We start from the raw sequence: 18,512 nt of genomic DNA on the forward strand, positions 1-18,512 counted from the left end.
CTACCCCATCCGGTGTTTCATCGCCTCATACAAAATAATGCCAGCGGCCACGGAAACATTCAGCGACTCGAACTCGCCGGCCATCGGTATCTTGAACACACCATCACAGATCTTCAGCAAACCGGGAAACACACCTTTGTCTTCGCTGCCCATGATCACACAGCAAGGATCGGTATAAGGCAGCTCCGCTACCAGTTTAGTGGCTGTCATCTCTGAAGCAAACACCTGGATGCCATTCAGGTGCAACGTATCCACTGCCTTCATCAGGCTGCCGACCCGGCACACATGGATCTTCTCCAATGCACCCGCCGACGACTTCAGCGCTTCTTCATTCAGCGCACCGACACCTTTGTCAGGAATGATCAGCGCCTGCGCACCACAGCAAACCGCCGTACGGGCAATGGCGCCGATATTACGTACATCCGTTACACCATCCAGCATAATGAACAGCGGCGTTTCGCCGGCACCTACGACATGGTCGATCACCTGCTGCAGGTCCAGGTATTGAACGAGTCCAGCTATGGCAATACAGCCCTGGTGGTTGGCCTTCGTCAAAGCATGCAATTTCTCCGGCGGCACCTGCTGGATCGGTATATTTTGCTCACGCGCCAGTTGGCGGATCGTACCGATCGCGTCTCCGGACACATTGCGTTGAAACAGTATTTTATCGATGGGCCGCCCCGATTGAATAGCTTCAATAATCGGCTGCCTTCCTATGATCATAGATGATTTCTTGATCCCCGGTTTCTTATGATATCCTTCCATCGAGTAACATGAGTTTAACTTTTAAAATCGCAGCCACCGACATGGAATCGGTGATCCTGCCTTCCTCTACCATCCGGTATGCCTCTTCAAAAGGCAGTTTCCGGATCTGCAGCTGCTCCGTTTCTTCGGGGCAGGCTGTTTCCTGCCGTAGCCCACGGGCCACATAAATAAAGCCATGTTCATCGCTCACCGAATTGGAAAGATGCATTTCCATGATCTTGGTCCATTCGGCAGCCACCAGTCCGGTCTCCTCGAGCAACTCCCGCTGCGCCGATTCGAGTGGTGTCAGGTGCAGTGGTCCACCTCCCTCCGGTATCTCCCAACTATATTGGTTCAGCGGAAAACGGTACTGCCCTACCAGCCAGGTATTCAACTCCTCATCCAACGGCAACACACCGATCGCAAAACCCTTGAAATGCACTTTACCATAAATACCCTTTCCACCAGACGGATTGATCACATCAAATTCCGTAATGCCGATCCAGGGGTTATCGTAGACCTGCTTTTCACCTTTGATCTGCCAGGGGTTGTGCTGCTCATTCATGCTGCGAATTTACCCCAAGGCCCTCAACAAAAAAAGCCCCGCTTTTCAGCAGGGCCTTTCCGTTTTTTTCAGCAACTATTTGGAACTAAATGCCTTTTTGATCTTGCTCACATAGTCCAGCTTCTCCCAGGTAAACAATTCCACTTTCTTCTTAACAGTTTTACCATCTGGTGAGGTGAATGTCTTTTCCACAACTTCTGGCTTGCGACCCATGTGGCCGTAAGCAGCGGTTTCGCTATAGATAGGGTTGCGCAATTTCAAACGTTGTTCGATGAAGTAAGGACGCATGTCGAATACTTCAGAAACTTTCTTGGCGATCTGGCCGTCGGACAGCTTTACCTTGGCAGTACCATACGTGTTTACGTAGATACCCATTGGCTGGGCTACACCGATAGCGTAAGATACCTGTACCAGTACTTCGTCGCAGATACCGGCAGCCACCAGGTTCTTCGCGATGTGACGGGTAGCATAAGCAGCTGAACGGTCAACCTTGGAAGGATCTTTTCCGCTGAAGGCACCACCACCGTGTGCACCTTTACCACCGTAGGTATCAACGATGATCTTACGGCCGGTCAATCCAGTGTCGCCGTGAGGACCACCGATCACAAACTTACCGGTAGGGTTGATATGGTACTTGATCTTATTGTTGAACAGGTGGGCGATCTTCTTGTTCTTGGCGATGATGCGGGGGATCAGGATATTGATGATGTCCTTCTTGATCTGATCCTGCATTTTCGTTTCAGTAGCGAAGTCATCGTGTTGGGTAGATACCACGATCGCATCGATACGAACAGGCTTGTTGTTATCATCGTATTCCAGGGTTACCTGGCTCTTTGCATCGGGACGCAGGTACTTGATCTGCTTGCCTTCCCTTCTCAGAATGGCCAGTTCAAGCAGGATCTTGTGCGCCAGATCCAATGCCAAGGGCATGTAATCATCGGTTTCGTTGGTTGCATAACCAAACATCATACCCTGGTCACCAGCGCCTTGCTCTTCTTTTTTCTTGCGGTCAACACCCTGGTTGATATCAGCAGATTGTTCGTGAATGGCAGACAATACGCCGCAGGAGCTGGCCTCGAACATGTATTCGCTTTTGGTATAACCAATCTTACGGATCACGTTACGGGCGATTTCCTGTACATCGAGATAAGCAGCAGATTTAACTTCACCTGCCAGTACCACCTGACCAGTGGTAACCAACGTTTCGCAGGCTACTTTGGACTGAGGGTCAAATGCAAGGAAATTGTCAATCAGCGCATCAGAAATCTGGTCGGCTACCTTATCGGGATGGCCTTCCGACACACTCTCCGAAGTAAATAAATACGGCATGACTATTTAATTTGATAAAGGTTAAAACAGAATCTTTAATGGGTTTTTTCAGAACTCGCGCAAAGATAAGCGTCCAACTCAAATTTTGGAATAAATAATTCGTATGCGCATTTTTTGGTTAGGATGACTACCGCCCCCTACTACTACCCGGCCATTGGCCACGGTTGTATTGACACCAACCTGGTATTGTGAGGCCCTCGATACCCCGTAAGTATCCTGGATATAAGGATCGGTCATCACCGGCGCATAGATACGCATGGTTCTATAGAAAGCCTGCTTTTTCGTCACCACACTTTGCAGATACCGGGACAAGGTAAATACATATTTACCACTGGTATAGTTTCCGCCAAAGGTGCTGATATCATATCCCCCCTGGTTGTCATATGTAAAGTCGTTACGGATGGTAACAATAGAATCACCCACATTGGTTACCGCATCGAGGAACAGCAGGGCTGGTGGCGTGTAGATATTATCCTGGATCGAAGGTACCTGCTCGATGATCAGTTCAGCACGATGGATTACCCGGTTTACCTGGGCAAATGTATCGATGCCCGGAATTTTGATCGTAGCATAAGAACCAGGGGTAGATTGAATATAAACCTTATCGTCGTTAGGCGTACCATTGGTCAGGTATTGCTGATACGCATGAGCGGGTGTATGCTTGACCAGGTTTGCCTGGTTGTTGCTGTTGTAAGCAAAGGTGGCCGTAGTGGTATCGATCTTACCATCATTGGTTACCCGTGTATAAAAGGTCAGCTTGGTGTTGGAAGTACTGGTCAGGTTGAAGTAAGCCAACCCATTTTTTACAGCACCGGCGCTGGTAGCCTTGATGGCCAATCCCTTGAAATAAGTACGGAAGGCCGAGTCGGTCTTATACTGAACGGCCGTATCATAGTTCACAAATTTGCGGGCGAAAGCCGTATCCAGCTTGATCCGCATTTCACTGATCGTTCTGATGGTGTCTTTCCCATTGCGGTACAGTACAGAATCGTTCAACGTCGTAAACAGCACATCCCTGCTACCCAATAAAGAAGGCAACACTTTAAAATCAGGTGTATGGATATAATACGTGGAATCGATGAAATTACCGGGAGCCGGGTCGATCTCATACACCTCCAGATGCTGAACGGTGTTGGAATCGCCATAGTAGCCACCATAAGCCAGCGATAATACCACCGAATCGATGATCACGGAATCCGTGACGCTGCCGAAAGGATTGGTAGCCGCTGTGCCGGGACTGAAATTGGAATAGATATTGGCCTCCGTACCGCCAAACTCGGGATCATCAGCGATGATACCCAGGGCATGCAGCAAATTGGAAGTGATCTTCGTAGAATCGTCGTAAAGGAAATTATCCGTCTGTACGTCGAGCACCGTCTCAAAGGTCTTTACGTTGTCGACAGCAGGGATCAGTTCATTGCCCAGGTCGGTAGTGTCTATTTTGGTACAGGAACTATAGAGGATCAATCCGGTCAAAGCAGCGCTGACAGATAGAAAAATTTTCCTATTCACTTGAGATTGTTATCAGTTACGGAAATAAAACTTATTTGGCAAGGTCGGTATACAATTGCAAATAGTCTGTTAAATCGGACTCAGCATTGTAGGTAAGTACCTTTTTACCTTTCACCTTACCAAACTCCTCTACCAGTTTCTTATCTACCTTTTCGGCACCGAAAGTAACCGCATCCGCATACGTAGCACCACCACGCATCATGGCAACATTATTCAATTCCTTGAATGGCTCAAGGTCCTTATCCTTGATGTTCGGACTTATATTGGCCAGCTTCAGGAAGTTGGCACCCAGCTTTTCTTTAAAGCTGGTGTTGCCCATCGTGTAGATTACCTTGCTGTGGGCAAATACAGGCTCTTTTTTATAGGCAGTCTTTTGATACAGGGGAATCAGGCCGGTCATCCAGCCGCTGCAATGGATAATGTCCGGTGGCCATCCGAATTTCTTGACGGTTTCCAGTGCACCTTTACAGAAGAATACGGTACGCAGGCCATTGTCATCAAACCACTTTTCATCGTCATCGTGGAAAATACTCTTGCGCTTGAACAGATCTTCGTTATCCAGAAAATAAACCTGCAGGCGTGCGTTGGGGAGGGAAGCCACTTTGATCTGGAGAGGGAAATCGTCATTGTCGACAGATACATTGATACCCGACAACCGAACCACTTCATGAAGCCTGTGCCTCCTCTCATTGATCACCCCAAATCGGGGCATAATGCAACGTACTTCAAAACCACCTTCATTTGCCTTTATCGCCAGTCGGTTAACAGTTTCCGAGAATTCTGTCAGCTCCAGATATGGAGACATTTCGTTGGCAATAAATAAAATTCTTTTCTTTGTCAGCATTATGAAAATAATTGGTTGCGCTAAACCATTTTTTTGAAAACAGGGTGCAAAGTTAAGGTATTTTATTAGAAAAACGGGCAGAATAGCCCGTCCCATGCTTTTAAACGTCTCAAAATGATCATTTTTAAGCAGGTCAGTGACCTGGTCAGGTATCTCAGTCAGCAACGTACGATGCAACGGAAAACAGGCTTTGTTCCCACCATGGGAGCCCTCCATGAGGGGCATTTAACCCTTATCCGGGAGTCGCGGCAACAGACGGACATTACCATCTGTAGCATTTTCGTCAACCCAACCCAATTCAACGATCCCAACGACTACAAAAAATACCCGAATACCCTAGACAAAGACATCTACCAACTCGAAAAAGCAGGCACAAATGTACTTTTTCTGCCATCTGTCGAGGAGATGTACCCGCAGGGCCTCCAGCAACTGGAGCACTATCCGCTCGGCTACCTCGAAACGATACTCGAAGGCGCTTTCCGCCCCGGCCATTTCCAGGGCGTATGCCAGGTCATGAGCCGGTTGCTGAACATGGTGCAGCCCGACCAGCTCTTCATGGGGCAAAAAGACTATCAGCAATGTATGGTAGTAAAATGGTTATTACAACACCTCGGTATGAATAACACCACCCTGGTACCCGTGGCTACCGTGCGCGAAAACGATGGACTCGCCATGAGCAGCCGCAACATGCGGCTTGCCCCTGCCGACCGAAATACGGCCACCACCATTTACCGGGCGCTCGACCACCTCCGCAGCCACCTCGCTGCCGGCGACCTCGCTCCCGGACTGCAACAGGCTGTGGCCATCCTGGATGGTGCAGGATTCCGCGTCGATTATGTCGCCATCGCCGATGCCGATAACCTGGCCCCCGTAGAAACCTGGGATGGAAAACAGCGCCTGGTAGCCCTGGTCGCCGCATTTCTGGGAGAGGTAAGGCTGATCGACAACCTGGTAATCACCCAATAACTGACATTATTATTTCCACTCATCCGTTTCGGACTAACTAACGTTCGAAAATGCGTAAACTTTTATAGCTTTGCAGCCGTTTTTATGAACGCACGGCCAAAGGCTGATCTGTCCCCCAACCGGGTTGCAGTAACAGGTAGCAACAGGCAATGCAAACCATCCCCTATAACACAAATAAAAAGGTATCATGGATATAGAAGTGCTCAAGTCAAAAGTTCACCGGGCAGTGATCACAGAAGCCAACCTCAATTATGTAGGTAGTCTTACCCTGGATGAAGACCTGATGGAAGCAGCCAATATGATCGAACACGAAAAGATCCAGGTGGTCAACGTCAACAACGGTTCGCGTATCGAAACCTACCTCATCAAAGGAAAAAGAGGCTCCGGTGTTTGCTGTCTCAATGGTCCCGCTGCCCGTCAGGGTGCTGCCGGGGATATCGTGATCATCATCTCCTACGCCCGCATGGATTTTGAAAAAGCCAAAGCTTTCAAACCCTGGTTGGTATTTCCTAAAGAGGGCAATAAATTATAACAATCCCGTTATAATAATATTCGCGTGATATATTGTCCCTATTTTTGTCAGGAACACTAACCGCCTTTTGATATGAACAAGAAAATTGTCAGTTACCTTCAGTATGCATTGTTTTTAGGACTGGCAATCTTCCTGGTTTGGTGGTCAATCTCCAAAATTCCTGCCACAGAATGGGACAATATTAAACTCGCTATCAGCAAGGCCCGTTACTGGTTGATTATACCCGTCATGGGTGCCCTCCTGCTGAGCCATTACAGCCGCGCTATCCGCTGGAAGATATTGATGGAACCCCTGGGCTATAAACCCCGTACCTCCAATACCTACCTCGCGGTGCTGATCGGTTACCTGGCCAACCTGGCCTTCCCAAGGCTGGGAGAAGTACTCAAATGCACCGTACTGGCGCGTTATGAAAAAGTACCCGCCGATAAACTGGTAGGGACCATCGTCGCCGAACGCGCCGTCGATGTGATCTGCCTCGCTGTCGTGATCACCCTCGCTACCCTCTCCCAATTGGATGTGATCGGCGGATTCGTCGGCACCCAGGTCAACAGCATCATCGAATCCAAAGCCGCCCTGTTTACCCCCGGCAAGATCATCATGATGGTCATCGCCCTGCTCGTACTGATCGGTGGCGCCATCTTCGTCTTTAAAAAATTCTCCCATATAGGTATCATCCAGAAGATCAAAAAGATCGTGGCCGGTGTTTGGGGTGGTGTAACCAGCATTCGTTATGTAAAGAAAAAAGGCTGGTTCATTTTCCATTCCATCTTCATTTGGGCCATGTACCTCGTTAGCACCTGGATCGGCCTTTATTCCCTCGAGGAAACCTCCATCTATGGCATCAAAGAAGCCTTGTCGGTATTGTCGACAGGCAGCCTCGCCATGATCATGCCCACACCCGGTGGTCTCGGTGTGTACCACATCTTCGTACAGCAAACCCTCATCCTGTATGGTACCAACGACGGTATTGCACTAGCCTTCGGATTGCTCATGTGGACAGTTCAGTTCTTCCAGATGCTCATCAGTGGATTTGTTGCCTTAGCTTTGCTGCCAATATTTAACAAGACGCAAAAAGCTTCTTATGCGCAAAGCGGACATCATACCCAACAAGATCTTCACACTACCCGAGTTGAACAAAAGGATCGCCCAGTGGCGCCTGACCGGTAAAACCGTCGCCTTCACCAATGGTGTATTCGACATCATGCATCGTGGACATATTGCCTCCCTCTCACAAGCAGCCGCAGAAGCCGATTACCTCGTAGTGGGCCTCAACTCCGACGCTTCCACTAAACGCCTTAAAGGCGATAGCCGCCCCGTCAACGACGAGCAGGCACGTGCCATCGTGATGGCGTCCCTGTTGATGGTGGATGCGGTCGTGCTCTTTGAAGAAGACACACCCCTTGAGCTCATTACGGCCATCCTGCCCAACGTGATCGTAAAAGGCGGAGACTATACCGAAGAGCAGATCGTGGGTGCTAAAGAGGTGAAAGCAAAGGGAGGCAGGGTCGTCATCAACCCCATTGTAGCAGGCTATTCTACCACCGGCTTGATCGGTAAGATCAATACGCTGTAAGCGAATAATTACATCCGGTACATGCGTTGTACCTCCTGCACGATCATTTCAATTTCCTGATCGTTACCTTGTGCATCGTAAGGCTGCTTCAGGTTGCTGTTGAAGAAAAAAGCGACTGTCTGGTACACACGGGCCGTGAATCCGCCTTTGTATTCTTTGATGATATCGTAGCAGTTGTTGCCGGTTTGCCGGTTGATGAGCTTCATAAGCACCTTACCCTGGTATACAGACAGGTTGCTCAATGGATCGGCAAACTCCTTTTTCAGTTCCTTTTCCCGCGTCTTGAGGTATTTCTTACGCTCCTCTTTATCGGTAACACCCGACAGGCGGGCATTGATCTCATTGATGATCACACCGGCCTTCTTCGCGTAGGGATAGGTTACATACACTGCATTGCGCAGCCGCGTCCACTCCTGTCTTTTTTTCAGTAAATGTTTGGGATAGGGAGCCGTCACCCAATACCACTCGAGATTGCCCGACGGTATCAGCTGGTTGTTGACGATGAGACCGGGAACCGGGATGGTATCGTTGGGCCCAAGTTCTGGCACCTCTACACCCGCCGGTATCGGAGGCACCGTGTCGCGCGTTTGCGCGCACAGCCCCATACTACCGCCCAGGCACAGGAGGAGCAGGAAAAAATAATTACATATGCTGCGTGGGAAAACCATTGTTCTTACACAAAATAGGAATTATTCCTAAGGAATAATACAGGTAAGACCAACTTGGTAACCCCAGTCGCTGCAAATAATTACGTTAAATTTTTTTGTTAAATTTCAGTCGGTACTTCCCGTGGCGGTGTGGAAGGCTCTTTTTTGCGCAAAGCACGCTCGGCCCCCACCGGTTTCAGCAACCGGATGCGGTACAGCATACTCATTACAAAGCCAATCACCATCAGCACCGTACCCAGCCATACCAGACGGATAAACGGAAACTGCAACACCTTCAGGGCCAGGAACGGCACCAGTTGAGAAGTTTCCCGTACACGGATCTCGATGTGCTTGTCGTCGATCACTTTCGACAGGGCGATCGCCAGCCCCTGGTTGTAGACGGAATCCATCACATGCTCCACCTCGTTGTTACGTACATAGAGGATCGGATGAGCGCTCAGCTTTTGTTGTTCGCGGGTCACAATGCTCAGGTTGGCGCGGATGCCGGCATCCCCAGCCTCAGCCTGGTAATAACCACCAGAAGGAGGATTGGCCGTAACACTATCCAGCTTGATAAAACCGTTGGAGTAGAAGATGGTGTCACCCACCTTCACTTCGTGTGCGCGGAATTGTGTAGTATCTTTTTCTTCCTGGATCTTCGAGGAAGCGTTAACGTATACAAAAATATCTTTATTCCAGTAATGACGGGCATCGGGGTTGTTGGAATAACCTTCCTGTCCCTTGGTATTCTTGATCAGGTCGGGATACAGCGGGAAACGCTCTGAACCATCTTTCCGCTCCATATCGATCCGGAAATAGGTTACATTGCCCTTTTTGCCGGTCACCGAATCGGCGGCATAAGTAGCCCAGTATTTGCCCATATCGGTACGAACACCCTGGTACAACGTCAGGTTCTCCACGCCCTTCTCTTTTTGCTCGGGACCAAAATTGAGCGGGTTCAGGAAGTTCATCGACAACACTTCTTTTTTGGAAGAAGAAATGAGAATGCCTACCAGCATCAGCCCAAAACCAACGTGTGCTACAGAAGCGCCGGCAGCCTTCAGCTTACCGTTTAGCCCGCCCCAGATATAGGTTCCGTTGGCGATCACCGCATACACACTGGCAAACAGGGCCAGGTGAATGGCCGCCAGGAACCCTGGACCATAGGTATTGTAGTTGATATTACCCCAGAAACTGATCGACAGCGAGATGGCCAGCGCCACAACAGTCGGTATCAGCAATTTCTTATAGAAGGTGGCTTTCGCCGTATTTTTATATTTCAGGTATTGGGTCACGGCCGTCAGGATGCCGAGCACCACGGCTACAAATACCTGAATACGGTTGTACGGAAACTCCTTGTCTTCACCAATGGTAAAGGCCGATCCGGTGATGGTATTGATCACCGGCAATGAGGTCGCAATGATGATGAACACCGCCGAGAGGAACAGCACCAACGAACCGATAAACATCCAGAATTCGCGGCTGTACGAGTTTTCTTCTTTGGCGATGGAAGGTATCTTTTTGTACCGGGCGATGAAAAGTGCCAGTGCAGGCACTACAAATACGAACAGCAGTGAACGCAATTGCCAGTTCATACCACTGCCTGTAAAGGCGTGCACCGAAGTATCCTGCAGGTCACCACTACGCGTCAGGTAAGTAGAATACAATACCAGCAGGAACTGCATGATGAAGAAGAAATAAGTAGCCCGCAGCGAGTGGCCCGTAGAATTGTACACGATTTGCGTGTGAATCCCCGCCACGAGGATCAGCCAGGGTACCAGGGAAGCGTTTTCTACCGGATCCCAGGCCCAGTAACCACCAAAGCTCAGCGATTCATAGGCCCAGTAGGCGCCCATCATGATACCAAGGCCCAGGATGGCGCCGGAAAACAGCGACCAGGGCAAGGCCTGCTTCACCCAACCGCCATATTCCTTTTTCCAGAGGCCAGCAATGGCAAAAGCAAAAGGCACGATGGTAGACGCAAAGCCCAGGAACAATACCGGCGGGTGGATCACCATCCAGTAATTCTGCAGCAATTGGTTGAGGCCTACCCCATCGGTAATATTTTCGAGGTAATTTGGTTGACTGAAAATGGGCGCATTCGAAAACTGGTGGCGTGTCAGCATAAAAGGCGTGCTGCCCACCTTGAGGTCGAATACATAGATACCCAATACCATGGTGGCCAGACAGATCTGCGCAAAGCTGATCACGGCCATCACCGGCGCTTCCCATTTCTTGGCAGTACGGATGAGCACCAGGCCCAATACACCGTGCCAAAGGGTCCACAAGGTAAAGCTGCCCTCCTGCCCTTCCCAGATGCTACTCAGCAGGAATTTGGCAGACAGGGTTTTATCGGAGTGATTATACGCGTAATAATATTCGAAGTAATGCTGTACGATAATGTACAGGATGATGAGGAAAACCGCGATCACCGAAAAAGCATCGGTCATAAAAGCGATTCGCCCGATCTTACGCCAGCTTACGGCCTCGTCGACCTGTTTGGCATTGGCAGATTTGAAATAGGCAATGAAGGCTACTATAGAAGCAACCAGGGATAACAGGACCAGAAAATGGCCCAGTTGGCCAGGCAACAGGTGTTCACCAATGTAATCCATCAGGGTGATTATTTTTGAGAGAGGTTATTATAGGCTGCTTTAGGGTCGTCTTTGTATTTCGATGGGCATTTGATCAGGATACCATCCTTCCGGCTGATCTCAAACACCTCACCTTGCATCTTTCCCTTCAACACGATCCGGTCGCTTTTTTCCATATCAAAAGGTTTCTCGAAATAATAAACAACCCGAGCCTTGTTGCCCAGGGAGTCCGTCACATGAAAGGTAGTGAGGTTGGGATTGACGGCAGGATTATACTCGATCGGAAAATTTTTGTCCAGTTGGGTGATCACCGTCACTGTTTTTCCCGCTTTCTGCCGGGCAGACGACAGGGTTTCGTAGGTGGAAAGGTCGCCCATAAAGCTGAGCAGGACCATAATACCGGCAGCAATAGCGACAAGAATAACAATGTGGATCTTCTTCATAACCTATTACAATTCCCCGCAAAGTTAGCTCAAAATGCGGTTCGGGTTAATGTGAATTTTGTGGGTTTACGGCCTGTATAACCAGGCCGTTTAGATTTTGTTCATTTTTTTGTAAAATCTTGAAAATCTTTTTCATAGGTCATATTCGCCGTCTTTTTCCGGCGCGGCTGGCCGCGGCGCCGCATCACATCAAAATCCCACCCGTTACAGCCGGCGGGCGAGCGGCTGCAAAGGCGTCCTCGAGCCTGCCGTCATAAGGTCGTGCACCCACAGAGCCCCCTTTCCCCCTCCGGTGTCTCAATGCCTTTGTGCCTCATTGCCTTCCTCCCCCTCGTTGCCTGGGCCGATCCCCGCCCTCCCCTCATTGCCTTTCCTCCCCTTACGAACGCCCGTATGCAACGCAAAGAGATAATTTTGCTTCTATCTAATACTGTGCTACCTTGCACGGCGTTTTTAAAGAAGAGACCTCTTCAACAATGACAGACCTATCGCATTTTGATCCCAACGCAGTTAGTAATCCGAATAACAACATCTTTGGATTACCCTTCACAGAAGAAGATGCCCGACTTGTAATATTACCCGTGCCCTGGGAGGTAACGGTCAGTTGCAGCGCAGGCACCGCCCGGGCGGCAGACCATATTTTCAAAGCGAGTATGCACGTGGACCTCTACGACGCCGATGTGCAGGATGCCTGGAAACAGGGCTTCTTCATGCGCAGTCCCGACAAAAAGGTGCTGCTGAAAAGCGATTACCTCCGCAAAGAAGCAGAACTACTCATCGATTATATTTCCAAAGGAGATGAGGTGGCCAAGAACTCCTTCATGTGCAAATCCCTCAAAGAGATCAATGAAGGCGCTGCCAACCTGAATACCTGGGTATACGAACAAACCAAAGAATTGCTCGAGCAGGGAAAACTAGTGGCACTGCTGGGCGGCGACCACAGCACGGCCCTCGGGTATTATAAATCGATCGCGGAACGATACCCCTCCTTCGGTATCCTGCAGATCGATGCGCACTGCGACCTGCGCGAAAACTACGAAGGATTCCGCTACAGCCATGCGAGTATCATGTACAACGCCCTGCGCGAAGTACCACAGCTCACCAAACTGGTACAGGCTGGTGTCCGTGACTATTGCGAAGAAGAATGGAACTATATCTGCAACAACAAGGACCGGGTGGTCACCTACCTCGATAAAACGATCAAAGAAAGGATCTATGAAGGCGAGTGCTGGAAAGACATCGTGGATGAGATCGTTGAACAACTGCCGGAACATGTTTTCCTCAGCTTCGACATCGATGGTCTTGACCCGAAACTCTGCCCCAATACCGGCACGCCCGTGCCCGGTGGCTTCGAAGCCCAACAGGTGTATTACTTACTGAAAAAAGTCATTAAAAGCGGCCGCCATTTCATCGGATTCGACCTCACGGAAGTGGGCGTTGGCGAAAACGAATGGGATGCGAATGTTGGTGCCCGTGTTTTATGGAAGTTAAGTAATTTACTGGTAGCTTGCAACCAATAAGCTACCCCGACACATGATCTACCAATACGTTGTAAGTCTGAAAAATAAACAGACCAGGAGCATCGACCTCATCGGTCTATTGCTGGCTATTTTGTCTGTGCTGTTTTTTGTACGGGAAATGCTGCTGTCGGCAGGCGTGCATGTGGCCTATCTCGTAGGGTCCATCGCCGTGGTAGCGGTACTGGTCTGGAATGTGGTGCAGGCATCCAAAGGCAAAAAAGTATATTACTCGCGCGCCTTGCTGATCGCCGCGCTCGTATGGATGAAGATGCCCTACTTTCAATGGCTCACCTTCGTGCTTATCATTTTGGCCTTACTCGAATACCAGGCAAAATACGCCCTGGAAATTGGCTTCGCCGACAAAGAGATCGTCGTCAACTCCCTGTTCAAAAAAAGGTACCAGTGGAGCCAGTTCGACAATATCGTACTGAAAGATGGATTGCTCACCCTCGACTTCACCAACAACAAAATACTGCAACGAGAGGTAGAAGATGACGAAGAGGATGACGCCGACGAAGAAGAATTCAACGCCTATTGCCGTCACCAACTCAGTAAAGCAACTTCTTCACAAGCCTCCCGGTAAACGACCTCTGTCACCGCTCCTCAATGCCGTCAGGCAACCAGTTTCAATTGCGCGAGCTCAGGTGCTGGAATTGTTTGCTCGATATGCGTAAACACGACATTGTCTTCAAACAACAGATGCTGGTGCACCAGTTTAATGAACACCTCGAAGGGGTAATCATTCCCTTCATTACCCGACAATCTTTCGCCCAGTATACGGATCGTATCGTGCTCCCGGTGCAGCAATGCAGTAAACTGTTCGTTGAAGTGGTGTTGGATCAGAAAAGGGATCAGCCGTGCTTCTTCGGCATCCACATGTTTGCGCAGATCATTCTTCCAGAAATTGACGATTTCCGTCCTGACGCCCTCCCTGTTCTTGCCGGATAGAAATAAACCCAGCAGACGGGTGCAGGTTTCGCGCTCATAGGCCAGGCGGTCCAAATATGGTTTTAATACGGCGTTACGCTCCATGATAAATCCCTCCTTTGACCTTGCTTATTCAATTTTTACTCCATATCCGTTGAATGTGGAAAACTTTAACATTATTTGGCCAGTGGGGAGAAAAGGCAGCGGGCACCAGGAAATGCGGGGAGCTGGCAATCGGGGAGTTGGCAGTTCCGAGAGTTGGCAAACGGGAACCAGCACACAGGCCGATAGCGGGCGCTACCGGCCAGTGTACCAGGCTATGATTTATTTCAATGCTTTGATGATCGCGATAAATTCAGCAGCACTCAGGGAGGCGCCGCCTACCAGTCCACCATCTACATCGGGACGGGAAAAAATATCCGCCGCATTATTGGCTTTCACACTGCCACCATACAGGATGGGGATGGTGTTGGCCAGTACCGGACCGTATTGCTTGGCCAGTACACTACGCAAATGCGCATGCATCTCCTGCGCCTGGTCGGAGGTAGCCGTTTTACCTGTTCCGATCGCCCAGATGGGTTCATATGCGATCACGATCTTCGAGATCACATTTTCTGGCAGGTGAAACAGGGATTCTTTCAATTGCACTTCTACAAAGCTGTTTTGTGTACCCGCTTCGCGGATCGACAAAGGTTCGCCGCAACAAAAGATGGGTGTAATGCCGTTTTCCAGGCAGAGGTCCAGCTTTTCAGCCAAAGCCTTATTGCTTTCCTGGAAGTATTCACGACGCTCGCTATGCCCCAGAACACAATATTTGATACCGATGGAATGCAGCATTTCTGCCGATACCTCGCCGGTATAAGCGCCGGATTTTTTGTTGTAACAATTCTGTGCTGCTATGAAATAGTTCTTCTCGTCAGCTACCTCGCTATTGGCCATGATCAGGTAAGGGAAAGGCACGGCAAAAACCACCTGCTGGTGATCGGCCAGCGCGATCTTTTCGCTCAGGATATTATCCAGTAACTCTTCTCCCTGCTGGTAGGTACAATTCATTTTCCAGTTCGCAGCAGCAATTTGTTTACGCATGAGATTGGTTGATTTTTATGATTGCTCAAAAATATGTTTCAATTGCTTTGCTTCCGCATCTGTGAGTTCCCGTTTTTTCAGTTTTTTCCAGTTACTGATATCAGACAGGGCTTTTTCAAACTCATAGCGTGACAACGCCTTGCTGCCCCAGGTAAAACTGGGTATGAATTTAGGCGTCAACCCCTCGCCAAAGATATTGGCGCAAACGCCCGTCACCGTACCGGTGTTAAAAGAAGTATTGATGGCAGCACGTGAATAATCGCCCATGAGCAGACCGCATTTCATGCCCGCGCGGATATAGTCTTTCGACGCATTGTGCCACACCTTTACATCGGTGGCATTGTTCTTCAAATTCGAGTTGGAGGTACCCGCGCCCAGGTTGCACCACTCGGCGATCACCGCGTCGCCCAGGTATCCATCATGGGCTTTATTGGAGTAGCCAAAGAACACGCAATTCTTGATCTCGCCCCCCACCGTGCAATAAGGTCCGATGGTTGTAGCTCCATAGATCTTACTACCCATCTTCACGACGGCGCCTTCTCCCAGGGAGAAAGGCCCGCGGATAAAACTTCCCTCCATCACTTCGGCATCTTTGCCAATATAGATAGGTCCGGTAGATGCATTGAGCATACAATGGCTGAGGCGGGCACCGGGCTCGATAAATATGTCTTTGGCATTGATCACCTGCACGCTTTCAGGGATCACCTGCCCTACCCGGTCTTTGGTGACCAGGGCAAAATCTTCGCGCAGGGCCCAGTCATTCCATTCGAAAATATGCCAGGGATACTGCAGGATCTTGATGGCCTCCCAGTCCGGATCCTTTTTCAGCGTTTTATCGTCTTGCTGCAGCGAAGCGATGAAACGGGCGGAAGGGATGATATTGGAGGCAAACAGGGCTGCATCGGGTGAAGCCACCTGCTGGTCATCACCCACCACCTGCACAGGCTGTCCAAGCAGGCCCTCCCACTTTTCTCGGATCGTCAGGATACCGATACGGATATCGGAGGTGGGTCGTACTTCTGTAAAAGGGAATAAATGCTGGCGTACTTCTTTGTCATTCAGGAATACCATAGCGTAAAAAATTGGACAGTCTACCGACTGGGTTTCAAATGTAATACATCCTGCTATGCAATCCTGATTCCAGTGAGCGGGGAAGATAAAAGAAAACAGGGGCGTCTAGAACGGAGAAAGGCGTCAGCTGAATGCGGGTGAAACTTAAAAAAACTGACTGGGATAGGCCTAAAAAAATAGTCCCTCTCCTAAGAATAGGAAAGGGAAAGTATAGCCATGAAAAACAAAAAATGTTATGCTGAAGTTAAGCTTATTTCTTCTTTTCGTAACGTTTTTTGAACTTGTCAATTCTACCGGCTGTGTCAACCAACACATTCTGACCAGTGTAGAAAGGATGCGAAGTGCTCGAAATTTCTAACTTGATCAGGGGATACTCGTTCCCATCATCATACTTAATCGTCTCTTTTGTAGGAGCCGTAGAACGGTTCAAAAACATTGTGCCATTACTCATGTCCTTGAAAACAACGAACCGATAACTTTCGGGATGGAGGCCTTTTTTCATAACTCTCTGATTTAAAGGTTGTACGGATTTTGCCGTACAGTTTTAATATTAACAAAGCCGCAAAATTACTTCCCGACTGTCTTACCGCCAAATTAAATTTAATTCAATTCACGGCCAATTTAACTTTAACAAAATTACAGTTACAACACTGTTTATTGACTAAGGTCAATCGTTTTCCTGTACTCAATCGTTTGCGTTGCCTCAATTCATTATAAAGATGGATACCATTGCGCACAGGTTGCAGACCAGTAAGTTAAAGAAAACTTAAGAGAAAACACTACCATTCGTCGATTAAAGTCTTTTAATGACCAATTGCAGCCTGCTACAACCGGCAATAAGACGCTTTACGTAACCTTTAACTTGTTGTGGTGCCCCTGATTTTCTATCCCACCACCTTCCCACGGCGGTACTACTCCTATACTACTGGTATGACACTGGTATACTACTGGTATGGATCCTCTATATAGCAGTTCGAGTGTACTAGGAGTTTCCGGGGAGTTTCGTGCAGGTGGCAGACCTGTCAGAAAGGAGGCAGTGGCAGGAAATACGGCCTGTGAGTTAACAGCATAGTATCCCCATACTGTCTGCAGATTGCCTACGGATTGCCTACACATTGCCTGGCCGCTCAATGAGCGGAGGCCATGTTTTCCCGGTGTGTAGGCAATATGCAGGCATACTGTAGGCTATCACCGGGCAATTGGTAACCTATTGGAGTCTAAAAGCTTACGCCTAAATATACGAAATTATCCGCATAGATCCACCAAGTTTTCAAAAAAACACCCTTTTTACCGAAAAAGCCCCCTAATTACCTCAAACAGGTAGTTAATACCGCTTTCAGCTACAAATAAACCGGCAACTCAAACATAGGCCAGGACGTTTCTGGGATAGTGGATGCCTGCACCATGCGACACAGAACCATAAAAACAAAAAAGCACCGGGTTAATAGTCTATACTTGCGTAGGCTTGTATAGTTTACTAATCCAATGCTTTTGTTTGCGCTCTCAACACTTTTGATTGAATTTTGAGCGACTATCTACATCTAAGATACTATTACGAATAGGCTGATTCCAAATTTTCACCGGCTTCGATATGCACCAGTTCTGCACCTGGTTATGCACATCGGGACCTAACTCCGCATATTCTCGTACTGCAGCGCCAGGCCCAGTTCAGCACCCCGGCACAGCGCGATCACCTCTTGCAGGTCATCGATCTTTTTGCCGGTTACCCGTACCATATCGTCCATGATTGCTACCTGCACCTTCAGGCCCGAATCCTTGATCAGCTTCACGATCTTTTTGGCATCTTCCTGCTTCAGGCCGTTGCGCACACTGATCTCCTGCTTGATCAATTTACCGCTGGGGAAAGGCTCTTTAGACGTATCGAAAGCCTGGGGAACTATACCTTGCTTGTGGGCACGATTGATCAGCACATCGACCAGCTGACCCATTTTCATCTCGTCTTCGGTCTCGAGTTTGATCTTGAATTCCTTTTTATCCAGGTTGACCACCACATGGGTACCTTTAAAATCATACCGGTTGGTGATCTCTTTACTGGTTACGTTGACGGCATTGTCCAATGCCTGGGCGTCTACTTTACTAACGATGTCGAATGAGGGCATGGCAACATTTTGCGCAAAGCTAGGGAATGTATCCAAAAC

Annotated in this window: 19 protein-coding genes; 6 read left to right on the forward strand and 13 right to left on the reverse strand. The window is 49.0% G+C overall.

The annotated features are described in order from the left end of the window. The 5 genes from rlmB to P2W70_RS19615 all read right to left on the reverse strand — a co-directional run bounded on the left by rlmB (position 1) and on the right by P2W70_RS19615 (position 4,994). Positions 1-723: a 23S rRNA (guanosine(2251)-2'-O)-methyltransferase RlmB gene (gene rlmB, locus P2W70_RS19595; protein WP_276483208.1), complete on the reverse strand. Its 723-nt coding sequence runs from the start codon at positions 721-723 to the stop codon at positions 1-3. A gap of 25 nt (positions 724-748) precedes the next feature. Further along, positions 749-1,309 (reverse strand): NUDIX domain-containing protein, encoded by a 561-nt coding sequence (locus tag P2W70_RS19600; RefSeq protein ID WP_276483209.1) that lies wholly within the window; start codon positions 1,307-1,309, stop codon positions 749-751. Between the two features lie 75 nt (positions 1,310-1,384). After that, positions 1,385-2,638 carry a methionine adenosyltransferase gene (metK, locus tag P2W70_RS19605; RefSeq protein WP_276483210.1) on the reverse strand — a complete coding sequence of 418 codons (1,254 nt, stop codon included), beginning with the start codon at positions 2,636-2,638 and terminating at the stop codon, positions 1,385-1,387. 78 nt (positions 2,639-2,716) lie between these two features. After that, positions 2,717-4,150, reverse strand: a complete 1,434-nt coding sequence (locus P2W70_RS19610; protein WP_276483211.1) for a DUF4270 domain-containing protein — start codon at positions 4,148-4,150, stop codon at positions 2,717-2,719. 31 nt (positions 4,151-4,181) lie between these two features. Continuing rightward, positions 4,182-4,994 carry a glycogen/starch synthase gene (locus tag P2W70_RS19615; protein ID WP_276483212.1) on the reverse strand — a complete coding sequence of 271 codons (813 nt, stop codon included), beginning with the start codon at positions 4,992-4,994 and terminating at the stop codon, positions 4,182-4,184. Between the two features lie 114 nt (positions 4,995-5,108). Here P2W70_RS19615 and panC point away from each other — a divergent pair, with 114 nt between their 5' ends. From panC to rfaE2, 4 genes are all read left to right on the forward strand, one after another. After that, positions 5,109-5,960, forward strand: a complete 852-nt coding sequence (panC, locus tag P2W70_RS19620; protein WP_276483213.1) for a pantoate--beta-alanine ligase — start codon at positions 5,109-5,111, stop codon at positions 5,958-5,960. A gap of 187 nt (positions 5,961-6,147) precedes the next feature. Further along, on the forward strand, positions 6,148-6,492 hold the full coding sequence (panD, locus tag P2W70_RS19625; RefSeq protein ID WP_276483214.1) for an aspartate 1-decarboxylase: 345 nt from the start codon (positions 6,148-6,150) through the stop codon (positions 6,490-6,492). A 72-nt stretch (positions 6,493-6,564) separates the two neighbouring features. After that, positions 6,565-7,659: a lysylphosphatidylglycerol synthase transmembrane domain-containing protein gene (locus tag P2W70_RS19630; protein ID WP_276483215.1), complete on the forward strand. Its 1,095-nt coding sequence runs from the start codon at positions 6,565-6,567 to the stop codon at positions 7,657-7,659. Further along, a complete protein-coding gene (gene rfaE2 / locus P2W70_RS19635) occupies positions 7,574-8,065 on the forward strand; it encodes a D-glycero-beta-D-manno-heptose 1-phosphate adenylyltransferase (protein WP_276483216.1) in 492 nt (163 codons plus the stop codon). Before P2W70_RS19630 ends, rfaE2 begins: the two co-directional genes overlap by 86 nt. An 8-nt stretch (positions 8,066-8,073) precedes the next feature. Here rfaE2 and P2W70_RS19640 read toward each other — a convergent pair whose 3' ends face one another. The 3 genes from P2W70_RS19640 to P2W70_RS19650 all read right to left on the reverse strand — a co-directional run bounded on the left by P2W70_RS19640 (position 8,074) and on the right by P2W70_RS19650 (position 11,749). Further along, a complete protein-coding gene (locus P2W70_RS19640; protein WP_276483217.1) occupies positions 8,074-8,640 on the reverse strand; it encodes a DUF4294 domain-containing protein in 567 nt (188 codons plus the stop codon). Positions 8,641-8,831: 191 nt separating this feature from the next. Continuing rightward, positions 8,832-11,327 (reverse strand): cytochrome c biogenesis protein CcsA, encoded by a 2,496-nt coding sequence (gene ccsA / locus P2W70_RS19645; protein WP_276483218.1) that lies wholly within the window; start codon positions 11,325-11,327, stop codon positions 8,832-8,834. 8 nt (positions 11,328-11,335) lie between these two features. Beyond that, positions 11,336-11,749 carry a cytochrome c maturation protein CcmE domain-containing protein gene (locus P2W70_RS19650; protein ID WP_276483219.1) on the reverse strand — a complete coding sequence of 138 codons (414 nt, stop codon included), beginning with the start codon at positions 11,747-11,749 and terminating at the stop codon, positions 11,336-11,338. A gap of 476 nt (positions 11,750-12,225) precedes the next feature. On the opposite strand from P2W70_RS19650, the gene P2W70_RS19655 reads away from it, so the two are divergent. Then, positions 12,226-13,269: an agmatinase family protein gene (locus P2W70_RS19655; RefSeq protein ID WP_276483220.1), complete on the forward strand. Its 1,044-nt coding sequence runs from the start codon at positions 12,226-12,228 to the stop codon at positions 13,267-13,269. Between the two features lie 13 nt (positions 13,270-13,282). Then, positions 13,283-13,852, forward strand: a complete 570-nt coding sequence (locus tag P2W70_RS19660) for a hypothetical protein (RefSeq protein WP_276483221.1) — start codon at positions 13,283-13,285, stop codon at positions 13,850-13,852. Positions 13,853-13,881: 29 nt separating this feature from the next. Here the strand turns inward: P2W70_RS19660 and P2W70_RS19665 are convergent, their stop codons facing one another. From P2W70_RS19665 to P2W70_RS19685, 5 genes are all read right to left on the reverse strand, one after another. After that, positions 13,882-14,301 (reverse strand): hemerythrin domain-containing protein, encoded by a 420-nt coding sequence (locus tag P2W70_RS19665; RefSeq protein ID WP_276483222.1) that lies wholly within the window; start codon positions 14,299-14,301, stop codon positions 13,882-13,884. Positions 14,302-14,520: 219 nt separating this feature from the next. Beyond that, on the reverse strand, positions 14,521-15,282 hold the full coding sequence (gene tpiA / locus P2W70_RS19670) for a triose-phosphate isomerase (RefSeq protein WP_276483223.1): 762 nt from the start codon (positions 15,280-15,282) through the stop codon (positions 14,521-14,523). A gap of 15 nt (positions 15,283-15,297) precedes the next feature. Continuing rightward, a complete protein-coding gene (locus tag P2W70_RS19675) occupies positions 15,298-16,353 on the reverse strand; it encodes a putative sugar nucleotidyl transferase (protein WP_276483224.1) in 1,056 nt (351 codons plus the stop codon). Positions 16,354-16,603: 250 nt separating this feature from the next. Then, the gene (locus tag P2W70_RS19680; RefSeq protein WP_276483225.1) at positions 16,604-16,855 is read right to left on the reverse strand and encodes a type B 50S ribosomal protein L31; all 252 of its coding nucleotides are present in this window, start codon (positions 16,853-16,855) and stop codon (positions 16,604-16,606) included. A gap of 1,126 nt (positions 16,856-17,981) precedes the next feature. Then, positions 17,982-18,473, reverse strand: a complete 492-nt coding sequence (locus P2W70_RS19685; protein WP_276483226.1) for a YajQ family cyclic di-GMP-binding protein — start codon at positions 18,471-18,473, stop codon at positions 17,982-17,984. Positions 18,474-18,512 lie beyond the last annotated feature (39 nt).

The organism is Paraflavitalea pollutisoli (assembly GCF_029360705.1).
GTDB lineage: Bacteria > Bacteroidota > Bacteroidia > Chitinophagales > Chitinophagaceae > Paraflavitalea > Paraflavitalea pollutisoli.

Excerpts from the sequence above, each read along its gene's own strand:
- P2W70_RS19630 (WP_276483215.1), top strand. The coding sequence starts at position 6,565 with ATGAACAAGAAAATTGTCAGTTACCTTCAGTATGCATTGTTTTTAGGA.
- P2W70_RS19685 (WP_276483226.1), bottom strand. The coding sequence starts at position 18,473 with ATGCCCTCATTCGACATCGTTAGTAAAGTAGACGCCCAGGCATTGGAC.
- panC (WP_276483213.1), top strand. The coding sequence starts at position 5,109 with ATGATCATTTTTAAGCAGGTCAGTGACCTGGTCAGGTATCTCAGTCAG.
- P2W70_RS19660 (WP_276483221.1), top strand. The coding sequence starts at position 13,283 with ATGATCTACCAATACGTTGTAAGTCTGAAAAATAAACAGACCAGGAGC.
- metK (WP_276483210.1), bottom strand. The coding sequence starts at position 2,638 with ATGCCGTATTTATTTACTTCGGAGAGTGTGTCGGAAGGCCATCCCGAT.
- ccsA (WP_276483218.1), bottom strand. The coding sequence starts at position 11,327 with ATGGATTACATTGGTGAACACCTGTTGCCTGGCCAACTGGGCCATTTT.
- rlmB (WP_276483208.1), bottom strand. The coding sequence starts at position 723 with ATGATCATAGGAAGGCAGCCGATTATTGAAGCTATTCAATCGGGGCGG.
- P2W70_RS19665 (WP_276483222.1), bottom strand. The coding sequence starts at position 14,301 with ATGGAGCGTAACGCCGTATTAAAACCATATTTGGACCGCCTGGCCTAT.
- panD (WP_276483214.1), top strand. The coding sequence starts at position 6,148 with ATGGATATAGAAGTGCTCAAGTCAAAAGTTCACCGGGCAGTGATCACA.
- P2W70_RS19600 (WP_276483209.1), bottom strand. The coding sequence starts at position 1,309 with ATGAATGAGCAGCACAACCCCTGGCAGATCAAAGGTGAAAAGCAGGTC.
- tpiA (WP_276483223.1), bottom strand. The coding sequence starts at position 15,282 with ATGCGTAAACAAATTGCTGCTGCGAACTGGAAAATGAATTGTACCTAC.
- P2W70_RS19650 (WP_276483219.1), bottom strand. The coding sequence starts at position 11,749 with ATGAAGAAGATCCACATTGTTATTCTTGTCGCTATTGCTGCCGGTATT.
- P2W70_RS19655 (WP_276483220.1), top strand. The coding sequence starts at position 12,226 with ATGACAGACCTATCGCATTTTGATCCCAACGCAGTTAGTAATCCGAAT.
- rfaE2 (WP_276483216.1), top strand. The coding sequence starts at position 7,574 with ATGCGCAAAGCGGACATCATACCCAACAAGATCTTCACACTACCCGAG.
- P2W70_RS19615 (WP_276483212.1), bottom strand. The coding sequence starts at position 4,994 with ATGCTGACAAAGAAAAGAATTTTATTTATTGCCAACGAAATGTCTCCA.
- P2W70_RS19675 (WP_276483224.1), bottom strand. The coding sequence starts at position 16,353 with ATGGTATTCCTGAATGACAAAGAAGTACGCCAGCATTTATTCCCTTTT.
- P2W70_RS19680 (WP_276483225.1), bottom strand. The coding sequence starts at position 16,855 with ATGAAAAAAGGCCTCCATCCCGAAAGTTATCGGTTCGTTGTTTTCAAG.